The sequence below is a fragment of the Variovorax sp. 10L426 genome (genome assembly GCF_056395305.1).
Genome location: NZ_JBFTJF010000032.1, coordinates 1 through 21,357, shown reverse-complemented (window position 1 = coordinate 21,357; position 21,357 = coordinate 1). Strand labels below are relative to the sequence as shown.

Annotated in this window: 22 protein-coding genes; 6 read left to right on the top strand and 16 right to left on the bottom strand. The window is 65.0% G+C overall.

Going from position 1 to position 21,357, the window contains the following annotated elements; genetic code table 11:
• Positions 1–13 precede the first annotated feature (13 nt).
• A complete protein-coding gene (locus tag AC1DHL_RS28485; protein ID WP_478105660.1) occupies positions 14–736 on the top strand; it encodes an HpcH/HpaI aldolase family protein in 723 nt (240 codons plus the stop codon).
• 14 nt (positions 737–750) lie between these two features.
• Here the strand turns inward: AC1DHL_RS28485 and AC1DHL_RS28480 are convergent, their stop codons facing one another.
• Positions 751–1,722: a LysR substrate-binding domain-containing protein gene (locus AC1DHL_RS28480; protein WP_478105662.1), complete on the bottom strand. Its 972-nt coding sequence runs from the start codon at positions 1,720–1,722 to the stop codon at positions 751–753.
• 50 nt (positions 1,723–1,772) lie between these two features.
• Between AC1DHL_RS28480 and nac the strand changes: the two genes are divergently transcribed.
• Positions 1,773–2,729: a nitrogen assimilation transcriptional regulator NAC gene (gene nac, locus AC1DHL_RS28475; protein WP_478164174.1), complete on the top strand. Its 957-nt coding sequence runs from the start codon at positions 1,773–1,775 to the stop codon at positions 2,727–2,729.
• A gap of 113 nt (positions 2,730–2,842) precedes the next feature.
• Here nac and AC1DHL_RS28470 read toward each other — a convergent pair whose 3' ends face one another.
• Positions 2,843–3,226 (bottom strand): nuclear transport factor 2 family protein, encoded by a 384-nt coding sequence (locus tag AC1DHL_RS28470; RefSeq protein ID WP_478164173.1) that lies wholly within the window; start codon positions 3,224–3,226, stop codon positions 2,843–2,845.
• 152 nt (positions 3,227–3,378) lie between these two features.
• On the opposite strand from AC1DHL_RS28470, the gene AC1DHL_RS28465 reads away from it, so the two are divergent.
• Positions 3,379–3,681 (top strand): DNA-3-methyladenine glycosylase, encoded by a 303-nt coding sequence (locus AC1DHL_RS28465; protein WP_478105666.1) that lies wholly within the window; start codon positions 3,379–3,381, stop codon positions 3,679–3,681.
• A 192-nt stretch (positions 3,682–3,873) separates the two neighbouring features.
• On the opposite strand, the gene AC1DHL_RS28460 is transcribed toward AC1DHL_RS28465, so the two are convergent.
• The 6 genes from AC1DHL_RS28460 to betC all read right to left on the bottom strand — a co-directional run bounded on the left by AC1DHL_RS28460 (position 3,874) and on the right by betC (position 10,328).
• Complete coding sequence (locus AC1DHL_RS28460) at positions 3,874–4,512, bottom strand: GntR family transcriptional regulator (protein WP_478164172.1); 639 nt, start codon at positions 4,510–4,512, stop codon at positions 3,874–3,876.
• A gap of 83 nt (positions 4,513–4,595) precedes the next feature.
• Positions 4,596–5,348, bottom strand: coding sequence for a hypothetical protein (locus AC1DHL_RS28455; protein ID WP_478164171.1), 753 nt, complete (start codon positions 5,346–5,348; stop codon positions 4,596–4,598).
• 6 nt (positions 5,349–5,354) lie between these two features.
• Positions 5,355–6,323 (bottom strand): Bug family tripartite tricarboxylate transporter substrate binding protein, encoded by a 969-nt coding sequence (locus AC1DHL_RS28450; RefSeq protein ID WP_478164170.1) that lies wholly within the window; start codon positions 6,321–6,323, stop codon positions 5,355–5,357.
• A gap of 45 nt (positions 6,324–6,368) precedes the next feature.
• Complete coding sequence (gene mmsB / locus AC1DHL_RS28445) at positions 6,369–7,247, bottom strand: 3-hydroxyisobutyrate dehydrogenase (protein ID WP_478164169.1); 879 nt, start codon at positions 7,245–7,247, stop codon at positions 6,369–6,371.
• Positions 7,248–7,280: 33 nt separating this feature from the next.
• Entirely contained in the window at positions 7,281–8,777 is a 1,497-nt protein-coding gene (locus AC1DHL_RS28440) for an aldehyde dehydrogenase family protein (protein ID WP_478164168.1), read from the bottom strand.
• 27 nt (positions 8,778–8,804) lie between these two features.
• Positions 8,805–10,328, bottom strand: a complete 1,524-nt coding sequence (gene betC, locus AC1DHL_RS28435; protein ID WP_478164167.1) for a choline-sulfatase — start codon at positions 10,326–10,328, stop codon at positions 8,805–8,807.
• Between the two features lie 93 nt (positions 10,329–10,421).
• Between betC and AC1DHL_RS28430 the strand changes: the two genes are divergently transcribed.
• Together AC1DHL_RS28430 and AC1DHL_RS28425 are read left to right on the top strand one after the other, a co-directional pair.
• Entirely contained in the window at positions 10,422–11,642 is a 1,221-nt protein-coding gene (locus AC1DHL_RS28430; protein WP_478164166.1) for a CaiB/BaiF CoA transferase family protein, read from the top strand.
• Positions 11,639–12,367, top strand: a complete 729-nt coding sequence (locus tag AC1DHL_RS28425; RefSeq protein WP_478105682.1) for an enoyl-CoA hydratase/isomerase family protein — start codon at positions 11,639–11,641, stop codon at positions 12,365–12,367. The genes AC1DHL_RS28430 and AC1DHL_RS28425 overlap by 4 nt, the downstream gene beginning before the upstream one ends.
• A 37-nt stretch (positions 12,368–12,404) precedes the next feature.
• On the opposite strand, the gene AC1DHL_RS28420 is transcribed toward AC1DHL_RS28425, so the two are convergent.
• From AC1DHL_RS28420 to AC1DHL_RS28405, 4 genes are read right to left on the bottom strand one after another with little or no spacing between them, the layout of a single operon-like run.
• Entirely contained in the window at positions 12,405–13,154 is a 750-nt protein-coding gene (locus tag AC1DHL_RS28420; protein ID WP_478164165.1) for a class II aldolase/adducin family protein, read from the bottom strand.
• Positions 13,155–13,198: 44 nt separating this feature from the next.
• On the bottom strand, positions 13,199–14,227 hold the full coding sequence (locus AC1DHL_RS28415; RefSeq protein WP_478164164.1) for a Bug family tripartite tricarboxylate transporter substrate binding protein: 1,029 nt from the start codon (positions 14,225–14,227) through the stop codon (positions 13,199–13,201).
• A 33-nt stretch (positions 14,228–14,260) separates the two neighbouring features.
• Positions 14,261–15,256, bottom strand: a complete 996-nt coding sequence (locus tag AC1DHL_RS28410) for a tripartite tricarboxylate transporter substrate-binding protein (protein ID WP_478164163.1) — start codon at positions 15,254–15,256, stop codon at positions 14,261–14,263.
• Positions 15,257–15,259: 3 nt separating this feature from the next.
• Positions 15,260–16,687, bottom strand: coding sequence for an amidase (locus tag AC1DHL_RS28405; RefSeq protein WP_478164162.1), 1,428 nt, complete (start codon positions 16,685–16,687; stop codon positions 15,260–15,262).
• Between the two features lie 122 nt (positions 16,688–16,809).
• Here AC1DHL_RS28405 and AC1DHL_RS28400 point away from each other — a divergent pair, with 122 nt between their 5' ends.
• Positions 16,810–17,691 (top strand): LysR family transcriptional regulator, encoded by an 882-nt coding sequence (locus tag AC1DHL_RS28400; protein ID WP_478164161.1) that lies wholly within the window; start codon positions 16,810–16,812, stop codon positions 17,689–17,691.
• 253 nt (positions 17,692–17,944) lie between these two features.
• Here AC1DHL_RS28400 and AC1DHL_RS28395 read toward each other — a convergent pair whose 3' ends face one another.
• The 4 genes from AC1DHL_RS28395 to AC1DHL_RS28380 are packed head-to-tail and all read right to left on the bottom strand — an operon-like array spanning position 17,945 to position 21,250.
• Positions 17,945–18,712, bottom strand: coding sequence for an SDR family oxidoreductase (locus AC1DHL_RS28395; RefSeq protein ID WP_478164160.1), 768 nt, complete (start codon positions 18,710–18,712; stop codon positions 17,945–17,947).
• The gene (locus AC1DHL_RS28390) at positions 18,709–19,725 is read right to left on the bottom strand and encodes an ABC transporter substrate-binding protein (RefSeq protein ID WP_478105696.1); all 1,017 of its coding nucleotides are present in this window, start codon (positions 19,723–19,725) and stop codon (positions 18,709–18,711) included. Before AC1DHL_RS28390 ends, AC1DHL_RS28395 begins: the two co-directional genes overlap by 4 nt.
• Positions 19,726–19,739: 14 nt before the next feature.
• Positions 19,740–20,507, bottom strand: coding sequence for an ABC transporter permease (locus tag AC1DHL_RS28385; protein ID WP_478105698.1), 768 nt, complete (start codon positions 20,505–20,507; stop codon positions 19,740–19,742).
• Positions 20,504–21,250 (bottom strand): ABC transporter ATP-binding protein, encoded by a 747-nt coding sequence (locus AC1DHL_RS28380; protein WP_478105700.1) that lies wholly within the window; start codon positions 21,248–21,250, stop codon positions 20,504–20,506. The genes AC1DHL_RS28385 and AC1DHL_RS28380 overlap by 4 nt, the downstream gene beginning before the upstream one ends.
• Positions 21,251–21,357: the final 107 nt, after the last annotated feature.

The window sequence follows — 21,357 nt, the reverse complement described above, 5'->3', positions numbered from 1 at the left end:
AGAGAGAAATCCAATGAGCACTTCACTTCACCAACGCCTGGCACGCGGCGACTCCGTGCTGATGGTCAATCCCAACCACGTCTCGCCGACGCTGTGCGAAAAGCTCGTGCGCTCGGGCGCCGATGCCGTCTTCATCGACTGCGAGCACGGGCTGGCCAGCTTCGAGGACGTTCACCACATGGCCAAGGCCGCGCGCTATGCCGGCGGCTTCGGCATCGTGCGGCCTCAGAACCAGGAACGCTCGACCATCACCCGCTGCCTCAACGCCGGCGCGGACGGCGTGATGGTGCCGCTGATCCACACTGCCGAGATCGCACGGCAGGTGGTGCACACCTTCCGCTACGCAGTGCCGGACGACCATGAAAACAAGCTGCTGGTCGGAATGGTCGAATCGGTCGAAGCCGTGCGCAATCTCGACGAGATCCTGGCCGTCGAGGGCATCGATGTCTACTTCGTCGGGCCAGGGGACTTGTCGCAGTCGATGGGCTACTCGCCCGCGGTCGCGCCGGGCAAGCGCCGCGCCCAGCCGGTGCTCGACCTGGTGGACCAGACCTTGCAGCGCATTCGAGCAGCGGGCAAGGTGGCGGGCACGTTGGTGGTTCGGCAGGACGTGGAGCACCTCGTCTCGGTCGGTGCGCAATTGCTTTACTACCATGCCGACCCGTTCGTGGCGGAGGGCGTGGGTGCGATGCGTCAGTTGTCCACGCCGGCGACGGCGGCGCTCGAAGCGCACTGACGGATCAACCACCGTCAGCGAGGCGGCAAGCCTGGCGCCTCGGGTGCACGGATGCCGGCAAAGCGCCCCTCCACGAAGAGCTCGTCGACCTGTTTGCGAAGGATGGCCAGCACTGCGCTGGCTTGGTCGGACATCGGCAGGTGGTCGGTCACGCACAGTGAGATCGTCGCCTGCATCCCGGGATCGACGATGCGGCGGACAACGGGCCGCTCGGCGGTAGACGACACGCCCGCCACGGCGGCAGGCAGGATCGTGGCGCCGAGCCCAGCATCGATTGCCTGCCGTAGCGTGGCCGCCGATTCGATCTCGGCCGTGATGCGTGGCGCGACGCCAATGCGCGCAAATTCGTCGTCGATCATTCGGCGCAGGAAATGCATCCGGCTCGGCAGCAGCAGATCGAACGCAGCGAGTGCGCGCAGCGGAATCGTCTGGTCGTCGGACGGTGGCAATGTGGTCCCGGCCGGCGCTACGAAGAACAGCTCCTCCGTGAGCAGCGGCTGCAGGTGCAGGCCCTTGATCGGGCTGCCAGCGTAGATCACGGCCATGTCCATGCGGCCGGTCATCACCATCTCGCTGAGGACAAGTCCGAAGTTGTCGTTGATGAAGAGGCTGACATTCGGGCAGTCGCGACGAACAGCCTGCAACAGCGGCGTGGAGAGGGCCGACGCGGTGCTGTAGGTCGCGAGGCCCACCGACACCGGGCCGGCGATGAAGCCCTCATCGCTGCGGGACATCAACTCGCCCTCTGCCTGTTCGAGGTGGCTGAGAATCAACTGTGCATGCCGATAGAGCGCATGGCCCGGCCGCGTAGGCGTGACGCCCGTGTTGGAGCGGCTGAGCAGCTTGTGCCCGAAGTGATCCTCGAGCGAAGCGATGTGCTGGCTCAGCGCCGACTGCGCCACGCCCAGTTGCTGTGCGGCCGCCGAAACGCTCCTCGCGTCCACGGCAGTGACAAAGCTCTTCAACGTCTTGAAATTCACCGTCATGGTCAGCTGATCGTAACCCCGGTTGACGCTTGCGGAGGATGGCTTGATGCTTGCTTGAAAGAGCCATCAACAACCTCGAGGCCCCATTGAATCTCCGGCGTTTGAAGTACTTCGTGAAGATCGTCGACGTCGGCAGTTTGACCCAGGCCTCCGAGGTGCTCCATGTTGCCCAGCCGGCGCTGAGCCAGCAGATTGCGACGCTGGAGGGGGAGTTCAAGCAACAACTCTTGCTGCGCACGCAGAAGGGCGTGGAGCCCACCGAGGCGGGCAAGGCGCTGTACCGCCATGCGCAACTTATCTTGCGCCAATTCGAACAAGCGCAGGCGGATGTGCTCAACGCGGGCCGTGCATTGTCCGGCCAGGTCTCCGTGGGGCTGACCCCCGGCTCCGCGGCCTCCACCCTCGCGTTGCCGTTGCTCCAGACCGTGCACGGCCGCTATCCCCAGATCGTGCTGCACATCAACGAGAACCTCGGCACCACGTTGTGCGATGTCGTCCGCGAGGGTCGGATGGACATGGCGGTGCTCTACGGCGGCGGACGCAGTGTGCAAGGCCTGTGCTTCGACCAGTTGCTGACGGAGAGCCTCTTCGTCGTCGCTCCGCCCGGCGTCTTGGGGGCCGGGGACGAGGTCACGCTCGACAGCCTGCGGGACGTCGACCTGATGCTGCCACGCGCCAACAACGAACTGCGTCGACGGGTCGACCAGGCGTTTGCGGCGGTGCACTTGGTGCCGCGTGTCGTCGCGGAAATGGAATCGTCCGATACGCTCGCGGCGGCGGTAGCGTCCGGGGTAGCGGCTACGATCCTGCCGGGCTCGGCTGCACGTGGCGTGGCGGCCTCGGCCTCATGCGATCTTCGCCGTATCGCCTCCCCGACGATCGACATGCCGCTGGCGTTGTGCTTTTCGGATCACCTTCCATTGTCCGAGCCAGCACAGGCGGTGAAGGCCATCCTGCTTGAACTGGCGAACAAGCGGATGGTAAATCCGGTAGCACCGGACACCTAGGACTTGGCGTTAGTCGGCCCAACCGAAGTAACAACGACTTCCGTGTCATCGTAGATCGGAGGCTGGGCGGCAGGACGCCACATCTGCAAGCCACCAGGCAAGCGACGTCAGGCTCAAGCCCTCCGCTCGACCCATTGAGCGCGCCAAGCGGGCGCCTCGAAGGGATCGGCGAAGTATTGGGTCTCGCGCGACACCTTTCCGTCGCGGAACTCCATGATGCTCACGGTGAAGGAGCTCTTGCCCTCGTAGTCGATCGCGTATTCGGTGACCCAGAGATCGCCCTCACCGACGATTCGACGAACCGCAAACCCCGACGGCTTGCCCGGGTGATGGCTGCGAAGCGCCTGCAGGTTGTGCCGGCCGTGGATGACCTCGCCCGACTGCGGATAGGTGCACACGGCATCGTCGTGGTAGATCTCATGCTCCACGGCCTGGTCACCTGCTGCGGAGGCAGCCCAATGCCGATCAATGGCCGTCCGAATGCTCTGCTCATCCATCGTTGACCTCCATTCGAGTCCACTTGCAGTTGATCCTGTCATGAACGTGCATCCTTCGGTGGGGGTCCATCCCGAAGGGCCCACGACCGACGAGTCCTTCGCGTGGCGAGGCGCCTGATCGGCATCACGCTGCTGGTCGATGGCGTCGGCGGGTGCTGATTCGCGCGCTCGAGCCCACGCACGGTCTCGAGCAGATGCACCGACGCCGGGGCCTGGAGAATCCGCGGCTTCTGTGTTCGGGGCCAGGGCGGCTCGGGCAGGCGCTCGGCATCGATGCGAGCTTCAATGGCTTGCCGCTGGACGCACCGCCTTTCCGCCTGCTCGCCTTGCCGGACGACCAGCCCGGGCCCGTGCTGGCCGAAGGACCCCGCATCGGGATTTCGCGGGCCATCGATTTGCCCTGGCGCTTCGGCGAGAAGGCGTCACGCTTCCTGAGCAAGCCGTTCAAGCCATGACCAGGGCATCACGGGGAGCTCAGGAACCCAATCACGGCAGCCCGGTCGTCCTTCGACATCGCCTCGAACTTTCCTCTACGTCTTCATGCCAGAGTGCGACGTATAGACGTCCGGCTGGGAAGACGTGGCCGATCTTGCATCTCGTGGCTACGTCCTGGGAGCCAGGCAGATTCCGTGAATCAGTGATGCGACTCAGAGAATTGCGAAAGAAAACGACCGCTCAACGTCAGTCCGAATGTGCTGAATGCGTTCCCTGTTGAGCCGCTCGGCGGCCTCCGGGTCGCCAGCCTCGATGGCCTTCATGAGCTTCTTGTGTTCAACGATCGCAGCCGCCATACGCCCGGGTATCAGGGCGGTGCGCTTGCCCATGAGCCGGAGGCGGTTCTCGATTGCCATCACGTACTGGATGAGCGTCTCGCTGCGAGAGCACTCGGCCAGCGTCCTTCGGAATTCGAGCGCGGCATCCAGGTACTTCGACACATCGTGGGCCTCTTCGGCCTTGGCCATGCGCTCCAGGATCTTTCGCAGGCGGGCTCGCTGTTCCGGGTTGATCTCCTTGGCCGCGCGCCGCGCCACGAGTCCTTCCAGCACCTCCCGGATGTCGAGCAGTTCGATGATCTCCGACGGCTTGAGCTGGGCCACGGTGACGCCGACGAAGCGTGTGCGGGAAACAAGCCGCTCCACCTCCAGTTGGCGAATGGCTTCCCTGATGGGTGTGCGGCTCACGAGGTATTCCGCCGCCAGATCCTGTTCGGTCAATTTGTCGCCAGGCTTGAGTTCGCCGGCCAGGATCGAACTTCGAATCCGGTCGCAGACTTGCTCGGCCGACAAGGTCGGCGTTTCTCGCTTTGCACGAGGTTGGGGCCTTGGCTCATTCATGCCCGAGGTTATACCCCAGGGGTCGGTCGTCGACGTCAGCATCTGGCCGTGCGCTCCTCCAGGTATTCGGGCGCTTTCGCGGGCATCTGAAGCAGCAGCACCTGCAGGCCCTGTGGCCCCGCTTCGATCAGGCCGCCCGGCTCTGCAGCCGCCACATGACGGCTCTCCCAACCGGTAAGCCACGTGCCTTCATGGCGCATGCTTCCGGACATGACGAACTGGAACTGGCCTGAGGGTGCGGGCACCGGCGCCTCGATGTGTGAGTCTGGAGGCAGGTACCACACGCAAGCCTCCAGATGATCAGGCTGCGGAGAAATGAGGTGAGTCACTTGGGGCTCCGCAAGCCGCGCGAGATCGTCAACCGGCAAGGCATCGAGCGGTGGACCTTGCATATGACGCTTAGGGCCGCGAATCATCTTGTCCCGCGCGCTGTCGATGAAGTTCGCGCCGCTCTCGTACACCGCGCGGATCGTGAAGTAGCTCAGGCCTTGCGGGCCCGCTACGACGGGACCATAGCCGGTGTACGCGCCGGCGTAGTGGACCGAGCCATGCCGCACGTCATGCGCGCCGAGCTTGCCCGAGCCGGCCATCACCACCTGGAACTGGTTCTGCGTGTGGAAGTGCGAGGCCAATACCGAGTCCGGCGACTGTTCCACGAGGAAGACGGTCGGGGACCACAGCGGATCTTTTCCGCCGTCCATCCATTCGCTGCGATGGAATGAAAACCCGTCGGGAAGGGCGCGCGCGTGTCGCGACATCCGCGCGCGTTCCGAAGTGCCAATCAGCATCGCGCGTTACTCCAGCTTTGCGCCGGAGCGCTTGATCACGTCCGACCAGCGCTTCACTTCGGCATCCAGGAAGCTCTTGAACTCGCTCGCCGACGACGTGCGCGGTCGGCCGCCGAGCATGACGATCTGCTTCGAGAAATCCTCGGAGCGAACGATCTTCGCGAGGTCGGCACTGAGCTTGTCGACCTCGTCCTTCGGCGTGCCCGCGGGAGCGAGAAGACCGACCCATGGAACGAGGTCGAAGCCGTCGATACCGCCTTCCGAAACGGTGGGCACATCCGGCAGCAGCGTGGAGCGTTCCTTCGAACTGATCGCGATGGCGCGGATCTTTCCGGCCTTGATCAGGGGCAGCGCGGAGGCAATGGTGTCGAACGACACCTGCACCTGGCCGCCGGCCAGATCCGACAGCGACTTCGATGCACCCTGATAGGGAATGTGTTCCATCTTCGTGCCACTGCGCCGCAACAGCTCCGCCATGGCCAGGTGCGAGACCGAGCCATTGCCGGGCGACGAGAAGCTGAGCTTCCCGGGGTTCGCGCGCAGGTGGGCCAGCAACTCGGGCAGGGACTTGACGGGCAACGCGCTGTTGACCAGCAGCAGCAGCGGCGCGTCGTAGATCAGGCCGATGGGTTCGAAGTCCTTGATCGGGTCATAGCGGACGTTCGTGAAAAGGAACGGGTTGCCCGCCAGCGCCGCCGAGGCCGACAGCGTGAGCACGCTGCCGTCGGCCGGCAGCTTGGTCACGGCCGCCAGCGCGATGCTCCCCGATTGGCCCGGCATGTTCTCGACGATCCATGTACGGTTTGTCATCTTTCCGAGCCGCTCGGCGAGCAGTCGGCCGACGCTGTCGACGGACTGGCCCGGCGGGTAACCCACAATGATCTTGCCGACCGTCGGGCCTGCGAATGCAGCCGAGCCATGCAGGGCTCCGAGGAGCACCAGAAACCTGAACATCGCAGTCAATACGCTCTTCATTTTTTGTCTCCATCATTTTTGAATGTCCTGAAGCAGAAAGGTCGGCTAGCGTTTCCTCATCATCTGGATGACGGAAGAGAAGTCGAGCCGCCCCTGGCCGCCGTGGCAATGGATCGCATAAAGCGAGGCCGCAGCCGCACCGAGCAGCGCCGGCGAGTTGGAGGCCATCGCGGCCTGCTCGGCCAGCCGCAGGTCCTTCAGCATCAGCTCGGAGGCAAAGCCGCCTTCGTAGTCGCGGTTCGACGGCGATGTGGGCACGAGTCCGCGCTCGGGCGAATAGCTCGTCAACGCCCAGCACTGGCCCGATGAGGTCGATGCGATGTCGAAGAACTTCTGCATGTCGAGTCCGAGGTTGCGCGCCAGGTTCAGCGCCTCGGACACCACGACCATCGAGACGCCCGTGATCATGTTGTTGCAGATCTTCGCGGCCTGCCCGGCCCCCGCCTTGCCCGCATGGATGATGTTCTTTCCCATCGCGCGCAGCACGGGCAGGCCCCTGGCGAAGGCGTCGTCCGAGCCGCCGACCATGAAGGTCAGCGTACCCGCGGCGGCACCGCCCACGCCGCCCGACACCGGGGCGTCGAGCGAGAGCACGCTGCGCTCCGCAAGCGCCTTGTGAAAGCCAGCGCACGAGGCAATGTCGATGGTCGAGCAGTCGATCGCCACGCAATCGCGCGGATAGGCGATGCCTTCGGTCGCCATCACCTCGAGCACGTGCTTGCCGCTCGGCAGCATCGACACGACGAAGTTCGCACCTTCGATGGTCTCGGCCACGCTCTGCTGCGGCTTCATGCCGTGCTCCGCCGCCTGGCGCAAGACGGCCTGGCTCATGTCGAAGCATTTGACCTCGTGGCCCGCGCTGCGCAGGTTCACGGCCATGGGCATGCCCATGTTGCCCAGTCCGATGAATCCGATCACTGACATGGTTTGTCTCCTTTCAGTTCGTGGGGTGGCGCTTCAGGCCAGGCTGAAGATCACGGTCTTCTTGTGCGTGAAATGGTCCAGCATGGCTTCGAGCGACGCTTCGCGGCCCAGGCCCGACTGCTTCACGCCGCCATAGGACAGGCCCGGCTGCACGACAATGTTCTGATTGATCTGCACGAAGCCCGCCTCGAGCCTGCGGCTGGCGTCCAGCGCGGTCTTGAGGTCGCGCGTCCAGATCGTGGCAGCCAGGCCGTAGTCGCTGTCGTTGGCCTGTGCCAACGCGTCTTCATAGTCCGAGAACTTGATGACGCATGTGACGGGCCCGAAGATCTCTTCACGCGCCAGGCGGCTCTCGTTGTCCAGGCCGGTGAAGATCACGGGGCGCACGAAGAGGCCGTCCTTCAGGTCGGCGTTCGTCGGCAGAGCCGAGCACTCGTGGCACGTCGCGCCCGGCGTGCTGCGTCCCACCTCGATGTACGACCTGACTTTGTTGTACTGGTCTTTGGAAATGATGGTGCCGATGTCGGTCGATTCGTCGAGCGGGTCGCCCATCTTCATCGCGTCCACCTTCGCCTTGACCTTTTCGACGAAGGTGTCGTGCATGCTGTGGTGTACGAAGATGCGGCTGGCGGCCGTGCAGCTCTGGCCCTGACGCGTGAAGCGCATGCCGGCCACGGCGCCCGCCACCGCCTTGTCGATGTCGGCGTCACCCATGACGATCATCGGGCTCTTGCCACCTAGCTCCAGCGTCACGGGAATGAGTTTTTCGCCCGCGGCCCTGGCGACGATCTTTCCGGTCTCGACGGACCCCGTGAAAGTGACCTTGCGCACCTTGGGGTGCGAGACGAGCGGCGCGCCGCAATCGGGCCCGAAGCCTGAGACGATGTTGAGCACCCCCGGCGGCAGCAACTGGTTGAGGATCTGGCACACGCGCAGCACGGCCAGCGGCGCTTCCTCGGCAGACTTCACAACCACGCTGTTGCCCGCGACCAGCGCCGGCGCAATCTTCAGCGCCATCAGCATCATGGGCGCGTTCCACGGAATGATCACGCCGACGACGCCGACGGGCTCACGCGTCGTCACCGTGAGCATGTCGGGGCTGAAAGGCACGGACTCGCCCTTCAGTTCCGAGCCGAGTCCGCCGTAGAACTGGAGCGAGTCGGCTACGACGGAGGCCTCCACGCGACTCTCCGTCCTGAGTGCCTTGCCGGTTTCCAGCGCAACGAGACGTCCGAGTTCCTCAACGTGTGCGCTCAGCAGGCGCGCGCACTCCGCGACGAGGGTGCCGCGTTTGCGAGCGGCCATCGCAGCCCACGCGGGCTGTGCGGCGTGGGCGGCGTCGACGGCGCTGGCGATATCGCTCGCATCGCTCGCCGGCGCCGAACCGATCGTGCTGCCGGTGGCCGGATTGATCACGGGAAGTGTCTTGCCGGAGTGCGCCGGCACGAGCTTGCCGTTGATGAGGTTGACGCCGCTGAGCGTGCGCGCGAGACGCAAGGGATCGACTTCGTGTTCGATGGTGTGTTCCATGGCATGTGTCTCCGATGTGGCGAGCGCTCAGCTCTTGATGTCGGCGACCACGGGCCAGCGCTTCTTCACCTTGATGATCCGCGCGCTGCCGCGCCGAACGTAGCGCTTGGTGTCGTCGACGCTGGCCTGGTAGTCCCATACCGGCTGGATCGCATCGGGCAGGTCCTTGATGAACTTGCGGCGCGCCTGGCTGTGCAGCACGCGCGATTTGATGTCGTCCGCATCCCAGCGCGACTGCACCTCGACCTTCAGCGCGGCCAGGACGTCGGGGAGCTTTGCCGCCACGTTACGAAGTTCGTCGGGATCGGCTTCGAGGTTATAGAGCTGGTCGGGGTAGCCGTGCGTGTAGACGTATTTGTAGTGCCCCTTGCGCAGCATGCAGCACGGACCGGTCACGCCCTCTGCCGTGTATTCCACGAAAGCGGTGGCGTCGCTGTGTTCGGCCGCGCCTTCGATGACGGGCTTGAGCGAGCGGCCATCGATCGGCTCCACCCATTCTGAAGATTCCTTGCCGGTCGCGAAGGCCATCAAGGTCGGCAGCAGGTCGACGTGCGACGCGGGCTCCGAGATCCGGCGCGGCGTGGTCGCGCCGGGCGGTTTGAACAGCAGCGGAACCTTGGCCGACCAATCGAAGAACACGCGCTTGAACCACATGCCTCGCTCGCCCAGCATGTCGCCGTGGTCCGAGGTGAAGACGACGATGGTGTTCTTGTCGAAGCCCGTGCGCTCGAGCGTCTTCAGCAGGTTGCCCACCTTGTCGTCGATGTAGCTGACCATCGCGTAGTAGGCGTGGCGCGCGCGCAGGATCTGCTCGTCAGTGGCCGTCTGCTTGTCCAGGCCGTGCGAGTACTGGATCCATTGGCTCAGCATGTCGCGCTCTTCCATGGGAATGTCGCGCACGTTGGGAAGGTTGATTTCAGCGCGGTCGTAGCGGGCCAGGTACTCCGGCAGGATGTGAAAGGGCGGATGCGGGTGCGTGTACGACACGCACATGAAGAAGGGCTGCTCGTCGTCGCGAGCCAGGTCGTACAGGCGCTGGATCGACTTGGTCTCGACCTCTTCGTCGTAGTCCAGTTGCAGGCTGCGAAAGCACTCGCCGCTCTCGTCGACGGTGCTGAGGTTGTGGCCCGGCGAATAGAAGCTGAACTCGCCCTCCTTCCAGTCCGCCGACCAGCCGAAGTCGGCCGGATAGATGTCGGTGGTGAGGCGTTCCTGGAAGCCATGCTTCTGGTCCGGGCCCACGAAGTGCATCTTGCCGCTGAGGATGGTCTTGTAGCCCTCGCGGCCGAGGTAGTAGGGCAGCGTGGGCGTCGACGCCTCGAACTCGCAGGCGTTATCGAAGGCGCCGATCTCGGTCGCGAACTGGCCGGCCAGCAACGAGAAGCGCGCCGGCGCGCACAACGGGAAGTTGCAGTACGCGTTGTCGAACACGACCGACTGTTCGGCCAGCGCTTGCAGGTACGGCGTCTTCACCGCCGCGTTGCCGTGGAACGGCAGAACCGGCGCCGAAAGCTGGTCCGCCATGATCAAAAGGATGTTGGGTTTCTTCATTGATGTCTCCTGGGGGTGGTCTTACATTGCATAACCATTGTATGCAATATATAGTCTGAAGCGTTGATGCACAAGTATTTTTTGGAGACAACCATGGCACATTCAGAGCTTCCACTGGCCGGCGTTCGGGTGCTCGACCTGACGCGCGCATTGGCCGGCCCCTTCTGCACGATGGTCCTTGCGGACCTCGGCGCGGACGTCATCAAGGTCGAGCCCATCGGCGGCGACATGATCCGCAACTGGGGCCCTTTCGACCGCGGCACGAGCGCCTATTACCTCAGCGGCAATCGAAACAAGCGGGGTGTGGCGCTCAACTTCCGCGATCCGCGGGCGCTGGAACTGTTGGGACATCTTGCAAGGCAGTCTGATGTGGTCGCCGAGAATTTCCGTCCCGGTGCCATGGAGTCCATGGGGCTCGCCTATGAGAACTTGACCAAAGCGAATCCGGGCCTGATCTACGCGAGCATCACCGGCTTTGGCCGCACCGGCCCGGCGGGCCAGCGCCCCGGCTTCGACCAGATTGCGCAGGGCTATTCGGGCCTGATGAGCGTCACCGGTTCGGAAGAGTCCGGCCCCATGCGCGTGGGCGTCGCCATCGGTGACCAGACCGCCGGCATGTGGTGCGCGATAGGCGTGCTAGCTGCGCTCAACGAACGCCAGCGCACGGGCAAGGGCCAGCGCGTGGAGACATCGCTGCTGGCCGGGCTGGTCGGTCTGCTCAGCGTGCAGGGGCAGCGGTACCTGAGTCTTGGCGAAGTGCCGCAGCTTGCCGGCAATACGCATCCGGTCATCTCGCCCTATGGCGTGTTCCAGACTGCCGACGGCCCGTTGAACATTGCACCGGCGACCACCGACATGTGGCGCAAGCTCTGCACCTTGCTGGAACTCGACGCGCTGGTCGACGATCCGCGGTTCGCCAGCAACGCAGCGAGGATCGAGCATCGCAACGAGTTGAAGGTCCTCATCGAAGAGAAGCTCAAGGCCAACACGCGGGACGCATGGTCCCGCCTCCTCCTCGGTGCGGACATTCCCGCGGGTCCGATCAACAATCTGGCGGACGTGTTCGCCGACGAGCAGGTGCTGCACAGCGGCCTCGTCGAAGAGGTCGAGCATCCCGAGCTGGGCAGGCTGCGCCAGGTGGGATCTCCGATCAAGCTGGAGGCGATGAACGGTGCGTCCATCCGCAGGGCGCCGCCGCTTCTGGGCCAACACACCTTCGAGGTGTTGCGCGAGTATGGCTACAGCAAGGCCGACATCGAGGCGCTCGCCGCCGAAGGCGCCATTGCACAAGACGCCGGAAGGGTTGGGACATGACGGCCTCCGGCAGGCCGGCATTGCAGATCGAAGGCAGCGTGGCGACCATCGCGCTGCGCCGTCCCGGCGAACACAATCGCATCGATCCGGATGACCCGCAGGTGGTGTTGCGCCATCTGGAGGAGATCGACAAGTCCCCGGAGGTGGCCGTCCTTGTCATCACCGGAGAAGGCGAGAAGACCTTCTGCTCCGGCTACACGCTGACGCAGATCAGTTCCCGGCTCGACCGCAGCTTCGAGACCATGTTGGACCACCTCGAACAATCAAAGGTGCCCACGATCTGCGCGATGAACGGAAGCGCCTATGGCGGCGGCACGGATCTGGCCATGTGCTGCGATTTCCGAATCGGGGTGCAGGGCAGCCGCATCTTCATGCCGGCGGCAAAATTCGGCTTGCACTACTACCCAGGCGGTTTGCGGCGTTTCGTCACCCGCATCGGCCCCACAGCCACGAAGAAGATCTTCCTGACCGCGCAATCGCTGAGCGCGGAAGAGTTGTTGCGCATCGGGTATCTCACCGATCTGGTGGCGCCCGAAGCGCTCAAGGACAAGGTTCAGGCCTATGTGGATGCCATCCTGCAGTGCGAACGCAAGGCAGTGAATTCCATGAAGCAGCACATCGACGCGTTGGCGCTCGCCACATGGTCTGAAGCTGCAGGGCGCGCTGCCTACGAAGATTCACTGGGTTCGCCGGCCACCCTCCAGCGCCTTGCCAATCTGAAGTGATCGGCGAGAGCCCGATGGCCGGCAGGCGCCGCACGCTTCATCTGCGGTACGAGCCTCCGCGCTCGCGCTCCAGCTTGCGAAGCAAGCCCGGCCACTCGACCTTGCCGCATTCCAGAAAGCCGCCGGCGCCCAGCATCTTGCGACCCTGGGCGCGCGTGTGCCGAATGGTTTCTTCCGAGAGTTCATGCGGCGCGGCATTGCCAGCCAGACCATCGATCTGGTATTTGCACGCCGTCTCCAGCCGATGCATCCAGCAGAACGCCTCGCCGACGCTGCGGCCTACCGTGAGAGCGCCGTGGTTGCGCAGGATCAGGACCCGGCCAGCGGGACCCAAGTCGCGTACCAGTCGTTCGCGTTCGTCTTCATCCAACGCCGCGCCCTCGTAGTCGTGGTAGCCGAGAAAGTCGAGCATCACGACCGCCTTCTGACTCAGCGGACGCAGACCCTCGACCTGCATCGCCACCGCATTGTTGGCCCGCGTGTGCGAATGCATGACACAGACCAGATCGGTCTGCGCCATGTGGATCGCGCTGTGGATGATGAAACCAGCCGGATTGAGCAGCGACGGGTCGCCGTCGACCACCCGTCCGTCGATGTCTACCTTCAGCAGTGCGGATGCCGTCATCTCGTCGAACAGAACGCCCAGCGGATTGACCAGGAAGTGATGCCCCGGCCCCGGCAGGCTGACCGAGATATGCGTCGATGCCAGGTCGGACATGCCGTACAAATCGGTCAATTGATAGCAGGCGGCGAGCTCGCATCGCAGCCGCCATTCCTCGGTGCTCATACCGGTGGGAGCGGGCTCCATGCCAAGGGGTGGGTGCGCTGCGCTCAATTCGACCTCCCGGAGGCAGCCTGACCGCTGCCCAGTTCCTTCGACATGGTGATCCATTTGGCGAGGTCACTCTTGACGAATGCCAGCGTCTCGGCGGGCGGCGCCGTTTGCACGAGCAGTCCGACCTCGGCGAGGCTGGCCTGCGTCTCCGGCGAGGCCAGCGTGTCGTTCAACGCCTTGGCCAGTGCCGCCACCACATCGGGCGGAAGATGGGCCGGCCCCAGCAAGGCGAACCAGTTGGAGATGTCGAGATCGGCCATGCCCTGCTCGTAGACGGTAGGCACATCGGGCAGTGCCGCCAGACGCGCCTTCGAAGTCACCGCCAGCGCCCGCATCTTGCCGCTCAGCACATTCGGCAACACCAGCGGGGCCGTTACCGAGGTGATGCCCAGATCGCCACGCATGAGATCCACCATCACATCGGGTTGTCCACGGTAGGCGACGTGGGTCAAGTTCACCTTTTGCTGGCGCTTGAACAGTTCCATCGTGAAGTACGGCGTGGTGCCGAGGCCGGGCGAGCCGTAGTTGACCTGTCCGCTCTTTGTTCTCGCGTAGGCGACGAACTCCTGCAAAGTGTGCGCGGGAACATCGTTGTTCACCACGATGGCCTGCGGGATGGTGCCGATCATTCCGACGGCGCTGAAGCTCTTCAATGGGTCCCAGGTCACGGGACCATCGTTCGGCGGTGTCATGGTCGTCGGTCCGCTCGCAAGGACCAGCGTATAGCCGTCGGCGGCGGAACGGGCGGCAAACGAATAGCCGATGCTGCCGGCCGCACCTGTCTTGTTCTCCACGATGAAGCTCTGCTTGAATCGATCGGCGAGACGCAGCGCAACCCGCCTGGCGATCACGTCCACGATGCCGCCCGGAGGAAACGCGACCACGACCGTGACAAGCCGCTCCGGATAGGACCCGGCGGCCGCCTCCGTCGCGCAAAGCCACAGGCCCGCGCTGCAGACAAGGACCGCTTGCGCAATCCTGCGTCTGCGCTTCGTCGATGGGATGGGAACGGACAGGTTCAGCATGGCGCGTCTCCTTCGGAGTGGGTTGCGGATCGATCAGTCATCATTCTTGAAGCCCGACGCCTCCACGACCGGACGCCAGAAAACGCGCTCGGCCTGGATCATCCTGGCGAGTTCAGCGCCGGACAATCCGGTCGCGTCGAGTCCGATGCGTGCGAGCTGCGCCTGGACCTGCGGCTGATGGACCGCTGCAATCAGAGCGCGTTCGAGATGCGCCACCACATCGGGCGGCGTGCCGGCAGGCACGTAGGCGCTGTACGAGGCATTGGCGTGATCGAACGCATCGATGCCGGACTCCTTGAGCGTGGGGACGTCCGGCAGCGCGCGGTTGCGCCGCAGGCCCGACACACCCAGGATGCGAATCTGGCCGGATCGATGCAGCTCCAGTTGGCTCGCCATCGCGTCCGTGCCGATGGGCACGTGGCCGCCGATGATGTCGGTGGCCAGCGGCGCGCCTCCTTTGTAGGCCACGGCATTCAGCGGCACGCCGATCGCTTTGGACATGCCCAGCACGGCGAAATGCAAGGCGCCGCCCAGCGAGGTCAGGCCGAAGCCGCCTTGGTCGGGATGCTGGCGGACCCAGGCCACATACTGCGGCAGCGTCCGATAGGGCTGGGCCACGCCGCAGGAGACCACCGTCGGAACGTCCGCAAGAAGAGCGACCGGAATGAAGTCGCGGTCCAGGTCGTAGCTCAGGCGCTTATAGGTCATCGGGAACAGCACGAAGGGCGCACTGGAAGCCAGCAGGATGGTCTTTCCATCGGGACTCGCACGCTTGACGGTCTCGATGGCGATCCGCGTCGACGCACCGGGCTTGTTCTCGACAATGACCGGCTCGCCCGTGGCCAGCCGCAGCTGCTCCGCAACGGCGCGCGCAAGCACATCCAATGCACCGCCGGGCGGGAAGCCGATCACCAGCTTGACGGGTGCCGCGGTGGACGCTTGCGCGCGGACCGGTGACGTGATGGCGGTGCCCGCCACGACCAGCGCCGCGAGAGACACCTTCAGGATTCCTGCAAGTCGATGGGTCATGCGTCACCCCAGCTCGGGCCGATGAGACAGAAGCCCCTGCGATGCCTCCAACAAGGACGCCAGGCGCAACAGATCGCTGTCCCGCTTGAAGCGCCCGACCAGCTGGATGCCGATCGGCAATCCGCCCGAACCGAAGGCGCAAGGCAAGCTGATCGCGGGATGCCCCGTAAGGTTGAACGGCATGGTCCAGGGAAACCAGTTGGCGCGAACCTCGGGCAGGATCTCGCCGTCGATGTCGATGGCACCGAACAAGTCCTGTTCGATCGGCAGTGCGGTGCGCGAAAGGGTCGGCATGGCGATGAAGTCGCTGTCCCGCAGCAGGGTCTGGACATGGCGAAACAGCAGCGTGCGATCGAACATCGCCCGTTGATAGTCGGCCCCGCTGACCTCGCTGGCCAGCGCCATCTGCTGCAGCAGCGAAGGGCTGAGCTGGTCGGGATGCTGCCGTGCCATCTCGCTGAACCGGGCGCGCCAGACGGTGTGGTTGATGGTGCGCCACAGGGGCTCGATATTGAAATGCGTGCCCGGCATCTCGATCAGCTCCGCGCCCAGCGCCCGCAAATGCACGAGGGATGCTTCGAATGCTGCGGCAACCTCGGCCGCGATGGGGCGGCCCTCGGGCGCGGCGCAAAACAGGATCCGCTTGCCGCGCAAGTCGCCGCGCGCCTGCGCTGCGCTCTCGTAGTCCGGAATCGCGGTATCGATCGACCACGGGTCGGAGGCGTCCTCGCCACCCATGGCTTGCAGCATCAACGCCGTGTCGGCGACGTTCCGCGTCATCGGCGTCACATAGGTCAGGTTTCCGAACACATCCTCGACCTGGCTGTGGGGCACGATGCCGCTGCTCTGCTTCAGGCCGACCACGCCGTTGCAGGAGGCCGGGATGCGTGTCGAGCCTCCGCCGTCCGTCGCCACGGCGATCGGCGCAATGCCGGCGGCCACGGCGACGGCCGCACCGCCGCTGGAACCTCCGCTGGTGTGGCGCGGACTCCAGGCATTGCGCGTGCGTCCGAACAGCGGGGCGTCGGTGAGGCACTTCGCGCCGAACTCCGACGTGGTGGTCTTGCCGATCAGGATGGCACCCTGGCGACGCAGCCGCGCAACGGCTTCCGCATCCTCGCCGGGCACGTTGTGTTCGAACAGCCTGGAGCCGAAGGTGGTGCGCACGCCTTCCGTGTTGACAAGATCCTTGCACGTGAACGGAATGCCGTGCAGCAGGCCCGGGGCAGCGCCGCGCATGACGGCCTGCTCGGCGGCGCGCGCCTCCTGCATGGCCCGATCGCGGCAGAGAGTGATGAAACAGTTGAGCTCGGGCTGGAGCCGATCGGCACGGTCGAGCACGGCCCGGGTGATCTCCACCGGCGACAGATCGCGGCGGGCGATTTGCTCCCGCAATGCGGTCGCGGACATGAAACACAGCTCTTCACTCATGTGCAGTCATCCTTCGGTTTGCGGCAGTTCGCTTTCTTCCGCCTGGACGACAGCTTGGCGCGCGAGCAAGCTCAGGTCCAATACTCGTTTACAACAAAGCCATACGAAACTAGTATGGGTCGGTGGATCTGAGAAGCCTGCGTTATTTCGTCGCGGTGGCCGAAGCCCGCAGCGTTGGAAAGGCCGCGCTGCGCCTACACATGGCGCAGCCGCCGCTGTCGGTCCAGATACGCAATCTGGAGGCTCAGCTGGGCACGCCGCTGTTCCGGCGCGAGCCCGGCGGCATGCAGCTGACCGATGCCGGCGGCGCACTGCTGTCGCGTGCCAGGGAAGCGCTGACGCTCGCTCACGAAGGCTTCGAAGCGGCCCGTGCCGTCGCCGCCGGACGCCGCGGCCGGTTGACGGTGGGCTACATGTTTGCGCTCGGCTATGCGGTCCTGCCGCGGCTGGTGCCCGAGCTCCGGCGCGTCATGCCGGATGTGGACCTCCAGTTCGTCGAGATGAGTGCCGCAACCCACGAGGCCTTGATCGCCGACCTGAAGGTCACGGTGGGGCTGTGCATGCCGCCCGTCGCGCGCAAGGGTGTCGCCGCCGCCCTGCTGGGCACGCAAGCGCTGCGCGTGGCCATGCCGGCACGCTCGCCCCTGGCCAGGCTGACCGCCGTGCCGCTGTCGAAGCTCCAAGGCCGCAAGCTCATCGGCCTGCCGACATTCGAGGAAGCCGCAGACACTTCGCTGGTCGCGTCCCTGCTCAGGAAGAATCACATCACGATGCAGATCACCCATCGGGTCGAGACGGTGCACTCGGCCCTGGGTCTGGTCATGGCCGGCGAAGGATTCGCCATCGTGCCGACCTGTGCGGCGCTCGGCAGTCCGCCAGGATTGGCATTCAGGCCGCTGCTCGACGTGACGGAGGGGATGGACGTCGCTGTCTGCTGGCGTCGTGATCTGAACAGCCCGCTGATCAAGCCCTTCATCGCATGCGCCCGCGCGGCGATGGCTTGAATGGCTGCCGGGCCCGGGCCTTCTAGACGGAGAGCAGCCAGAAGGGCAAGCGCCTCCCGAGTGAGCTTGCCGGCCAACACTTCCTGAAGATGCGCGAGGACGCCGGAGTGCGCCTTTTGCAAGCTCTTTTCGATGACGTCAAACGGTCTGCATGCATGTATACGGCTTGCCGATGGGCGCGAGCGAGATCAAGGTCTCGTGGGCTCGCTGCAAGCGCCACGCGTTCCAGCAAGCGAGACAGTTTTTTCGTGCTTCATTTCATCACCAGGCCGCCGTCAACGAACAGCACCTGGCCCGTCATGAAGCGGCTCCACTCGGATGCGAGAAACAGCACGGGACCCGCCACGTCCTCGGGCCGCGCGATGCGTCGCAGCGGGGTCGCGGCGATCAGCGACTCGCGGAACTCTTCGCGGGTCGCGCCGCTGGCCTTCGTCGGATAGACCAGGCCCGGGGCGACGCAGTTGACGCGGATGCCCAACGGCCCCAGTTCGGCAGCCAGATTGCGGCTGAAGCCGACCAGCGCCGACTTGGCGGTCGTGTAGTCGTGGTACGGAATCGTCGGACGCTCGACCAGGTCGCTGACGATATTGACGATGCTGCCCCGCGCGCGCTGCCTGAAGTGCGGCAGAACGGCCCTGCAGACGTTGTAGGCGCCGCCGACGGCGCCATCGAACTGTGCCTGGTAGTCCTGCCACGCCGTCTCGTCGAACAGGGCGCGACGTTGCGGGTCGAATGAATAGGGGCGAAATGCGTTGTTGACCACCACGTCGATGCGGCCCGCTTCATCCAAGGCCTGTTCCACCATGGCCTGGACGGCCGTGGCCGAACCGACGTCGGCCTTTACCGCCCAAGCATCGCCACCGGCGGCCTTGCAATCCGCAACCACGGCGGCAGCGGCCTCTTCGTTGCGCAGATGGTTGACCACCACCGTCGCGCCTTCGCTGGCGAAGGCCCGCGCAATGGCTGCGCCGATGCCACGGCTCGCACCGGTCACCAGCACCACCTTGGCGTCGAACTTCATGGCGTCGACCTCGATCGCGACGGCAGTAGATCTGTGCTGACCACGTCGGAGACTCTGATGTCGTGCTCGATCAGGCCCAGCTTGCGATAGGCATCCGCAGCCCTTTGCAGCGACTCCAGGTCGAAGGCGCCAAGGCCGTTCTTCTCGGTGACGGCGGACACGGTAGCGGCGTTGCGCAGGCGGATCACTTCCAGGTTGGTCGGACGGTCCGTACCGTCGATGGCGTATTTCATTGCGAGGCCCGCCGCTTCGTCAGGATTGGCGATCATCCAGGCCGCACTCTCGCGATAGGCCTTGAGGAACCGCTTGAGCAGCGGCTTCTTCTGCTGGTAGACCTCTTCCCGGACCACGAAGAGGTCGCTCGATACGTTCAGGTAGTTGCGAACCTCCATCACGTTGACGTCGCCGATCCCCTTGCGCTTGCCCACCAGCAAGCCGGTGTCGGTGGCTGCGGTTGCATCGACCTGGCCCTGCAGCAGCGGCGCGAAGTTCAGCAGTCCCGTGACGACGATCGTGACATCGGATTCGGACAGGCCGGCCTGGTGCAGAAGCACCAGCAGGTTCTGGCGGGTGCCGCTGGACAGGCTGTAGACGCCGATCTTCTTGCCTTTCAGGTCGGCTGGCTTGGTGATGTTGGCGGACTTGAGCGAGACCACGTTGAAGACGTTCCGCGGGTAGATGTCGTAGATCGCCCGCAGCTTCTCACCCTTGTCGAGCGCCGCAAAGAACGCCCCCGGGTCGGTGAAGGCCACGTCCGCCTGGCCGGTGAGGATGTTGCGGATCGCGTCGCCCCCGCCAGCGCCCGGCACATAGGCAAGATCGATCCCGTTGGCCTTGAAGAAGCCCTTATCGGGCTCGACCAGCAGATGCGTGATCTCGGTGATCGGCTTGCTCCAGCCAGCCACCGTGATCTTGTCGAGCGGGTCGGCGGCGTTGGCGCCGCGAGCGGCCGTCAAGGCCAGGATGGCGGCGCTCGCGAGCAGCGCGGTACGGCGTGCGATGGGTCTTTGCATGAACAATGGCTCCTTCATGTGATTCGGGTGTAGGGCAGCAACAGTCGTCTTTCGACGGCCAGTGTGATTTCGTAGAGGAGCAGCCCGAGCACGGCGATGACCACCAGCACCGCGAACATCAACGGCGTGTCCATCATCCCTTGCGAGGCGATGATCAGCGCGCCGAGTCCCTGGTTGGCGCCGATGAACTCTCCGACCACCGCTCCGACCAGCGCGAGCACCACAGCCACGCGCAGGCCTGCCAGGATGCCGGGCAGGCCGGCGGGCAATTTCAGGCGCAGCAGTGTCTGGCGCCGCGTGGCGCCCAGCATGCGGAACAGTTCCAGCCGCTGCGGGTCGACCTGCTGGAGGCTGGTCACGGTGTTTTCCATCAAGGGAAAGAAGCAGATCAGCGCCGTGATCACCACCGTCGACGTCATGCCGAAGCCGAACCACACGATGAAGAGCGGCGCCAACGCCAGCTTGGGGACAACCTGGCTGACGACGATGTAGGGCTTCAGCAGTCGTTGCAGCAGCGTCGACTCGGCCAAGGCCACGCCGCTTGCGAAACCGATCACGCAGCCGATGAACAGGCCGAGCAGCAGTTCGAGGCCCGTCGCGCGGATGTGGGGCCACAGGTAGCCGGTGGACAGGCCCATCCAGAGCGACTTCATCACCGCCGAAGGCGGCGGCAAGACGAGGGCCGACACGCCTGAGGCGCGCGATGCCAGCTCCCACCCGGCGAGCAGGGCGAGCAGCAGCGCCCAGGCGCCAAGCCGCGTGCGTGCCGAGGCGCTCTTCATGCCGCCACCATGTCCATCGCATCGCGCACTTGCGCGCAATGCAGATTGAAGGCTTCGCCGTAGCGCATCGCAGGCAGGCGTGGCTTGCTGACCTCGACGCGGATGGCGCGGGCGATCCGGCCGCGGTCCATCACCGCGACCTGGTCGCCCAGGTACACCGCCTCGGCGATGTCGTGCGTGACGAATAGGACGGTGGTGCGGCGCAGTCGGCACATCTGCAGCAGGTCGTCCTGCAACTCGCCGCGGGTGATCGCGTCGAGCGCTGCGAAGGGTTCGTCCAGCAGCAGCAGCGACGGCTCGAGGATCAGGGCGCGTGCCAGGGCCACGCGGCTCTGCTGGCCGCCCGACAACTGTCGAGGGTAATGCTGCGCGTGGCCGGCCAGGCCCAGCTGTGCCAGCAGTTGCTGCGCCTTGTCGATCTCGTTCGCGGTGGGCTTGTGCTGGAGCGAAACAGGCAGCAGCACGTTGTCGATCACGCGGTGCCACTCGAGCAGCGTGGGCGACTGGAACACGAAGCCCAGTTGCGGGCCGGGCGCAACCACTTCCTTGCCTTGCAGGCGGATGCTGCCGGCCTGGGGATGCAGCAGGCCCGCTGCGAGCTTGAGCAAGGTCGTCTTGCCGCAGCCGCTGCGTCCGACCAGGCAATGGAACTCGCCTTGCGCGATGTTCCAGTCGACGCTGCGCACCACCGGCGGCCAGCCGGGAAAGGTAAAGCTCACCTTGTCGATGTCGAGGAAGCTCACATCGAACCCTAGGGCCTGTTAACACATGAATCACCCTCGCGCCGGGGCGGCAAGGGGTGCAGGGCTAGGCGCGGGCCGCAGCCCGGGGTGATCCCCCGGGCAAGGAC

Bases quoted from the DNA above. Each gene is read 5' to 3' on its own strand.
- AC1DHL_RS28405 (WP_478164162.1), bottom strand. From the start codon at position 16,687: ATGAGTGAAGAGCTGTGTTTCATGTCCGCGACCGCATTGCGGGAGCAA.
- AC1DHL_RS28485 (WP_478105660.1), top strand. From the start codon at position 14: ATGAGCACTTCACTTCACCAACGCCTGGCACGCGGCGACTCCGTGCTG.
- AC1DHL_RS28470 (WP_478164173.1), bottom strand. From the start codon at position 3,226: ATGGATGAGCAGAGCATTCGGACGGCCATTGATCGGCATTGGGCTGCC.
- AC1DHL_RS28395 (WP_478164160.1), bottom strand. From the start codon at position 18,712: ATGAAGTTCGACGCCAAGGTGGTGCTGGTGACCGGTGCGAGCCGTGGC.
- AC1DHL_RS28410 (WP_478164163.1), bottom strand. From the start codon at position 15,256: ATGACCCATCGACTTGCAGGAATCCTGAAGGTGTCTCTCGCGGCGCTG.
- AC1DHL_RS28455 (WP_478164171.1), bottom strand. From the start codon at position 5,348: ATGCTGATTGGCACTTCGGAACGCGCGCGGATGTCGCGACACGCGCGC.
- mmsB (WP_478164169.1), bottom strand. From the start codon at position 7,247: ATGTCAGTGATCGGATTCATCGGACTGGGCAACATGGGCATGCCCATG.
- AC1DHL_RS28440 (WP_478164168.1), bottom strand. From the start codon at position 8,777: ATGGAACACACCATCGAACACGAAGTCGATCCCTTGCGTCTCGCGCGC.
- AC1DHL_RS28450 (WP_478164170.1), bottom strand. From the start codon at position 6,323: ATGAAGAGCGTATTGACTGCGATGTTCAGGTTTCTGGTGCTCCTCGGA.
- betC (WP_478164167.1), bottom strand. From the start codon at position 10,328: ATGAAGAAACCCAACATCCTTTTGATCATGGCGGACCAGCTTTCGGCG.
- AC1DHL_RS28415 (WP_478164164.1), bottom strand. From the start codon at position 14,227: ATGCTGAACCTGTCCGTTCCCATCCCATCGACGAAGCGCAGACGCAGG.
- AC1DHL_RS28480 (WP_478105662.1), bottom strand. From the start codon at position 1,722: ATGACGGTGAATTTCAAGACGTTGAAGAGCTTTGTCACTGCCGTGGAC.
- AC1DHL_RS28390 (WP_478105696.1), bottom strand. From the start codon at position 19,725: ATGCAAAGACCCATCGCACGCCGTACCGCGCTGCTCGCGAGCGCCGCC.
- AC1DHL_RS28385 (WP_478105698.1), bottom strand. From the start codon at position 20,507: ATGAAGAGCGCCTCGGCACGCACGCGGCTTGGCGCCTGGGCGCTGCTG.
- AC1DHL_RS28430 (WP_478164166.1), top strand. From the start codon at position 10,422: ATGGCACATTCAGAGCTTCCACTGGCCGGCGTTCGGGTGCTCGACCTG.
- AC1DHL_RS28420 (WP_478164165.1), bottom strand. From the start codon at position 13,154: ATGAGCACCGAGGAATGGCGGCTGCGATGCGAGCTCGCCGCCTGCTAT.
- AC1DHL_RS28425 (WP_478105682.1), top strand. From the start codon at position 11,639: ATGACGGCCTCCGGCAGGCCGGCATTGCAGATCGAAGGCAGCGTGGCG.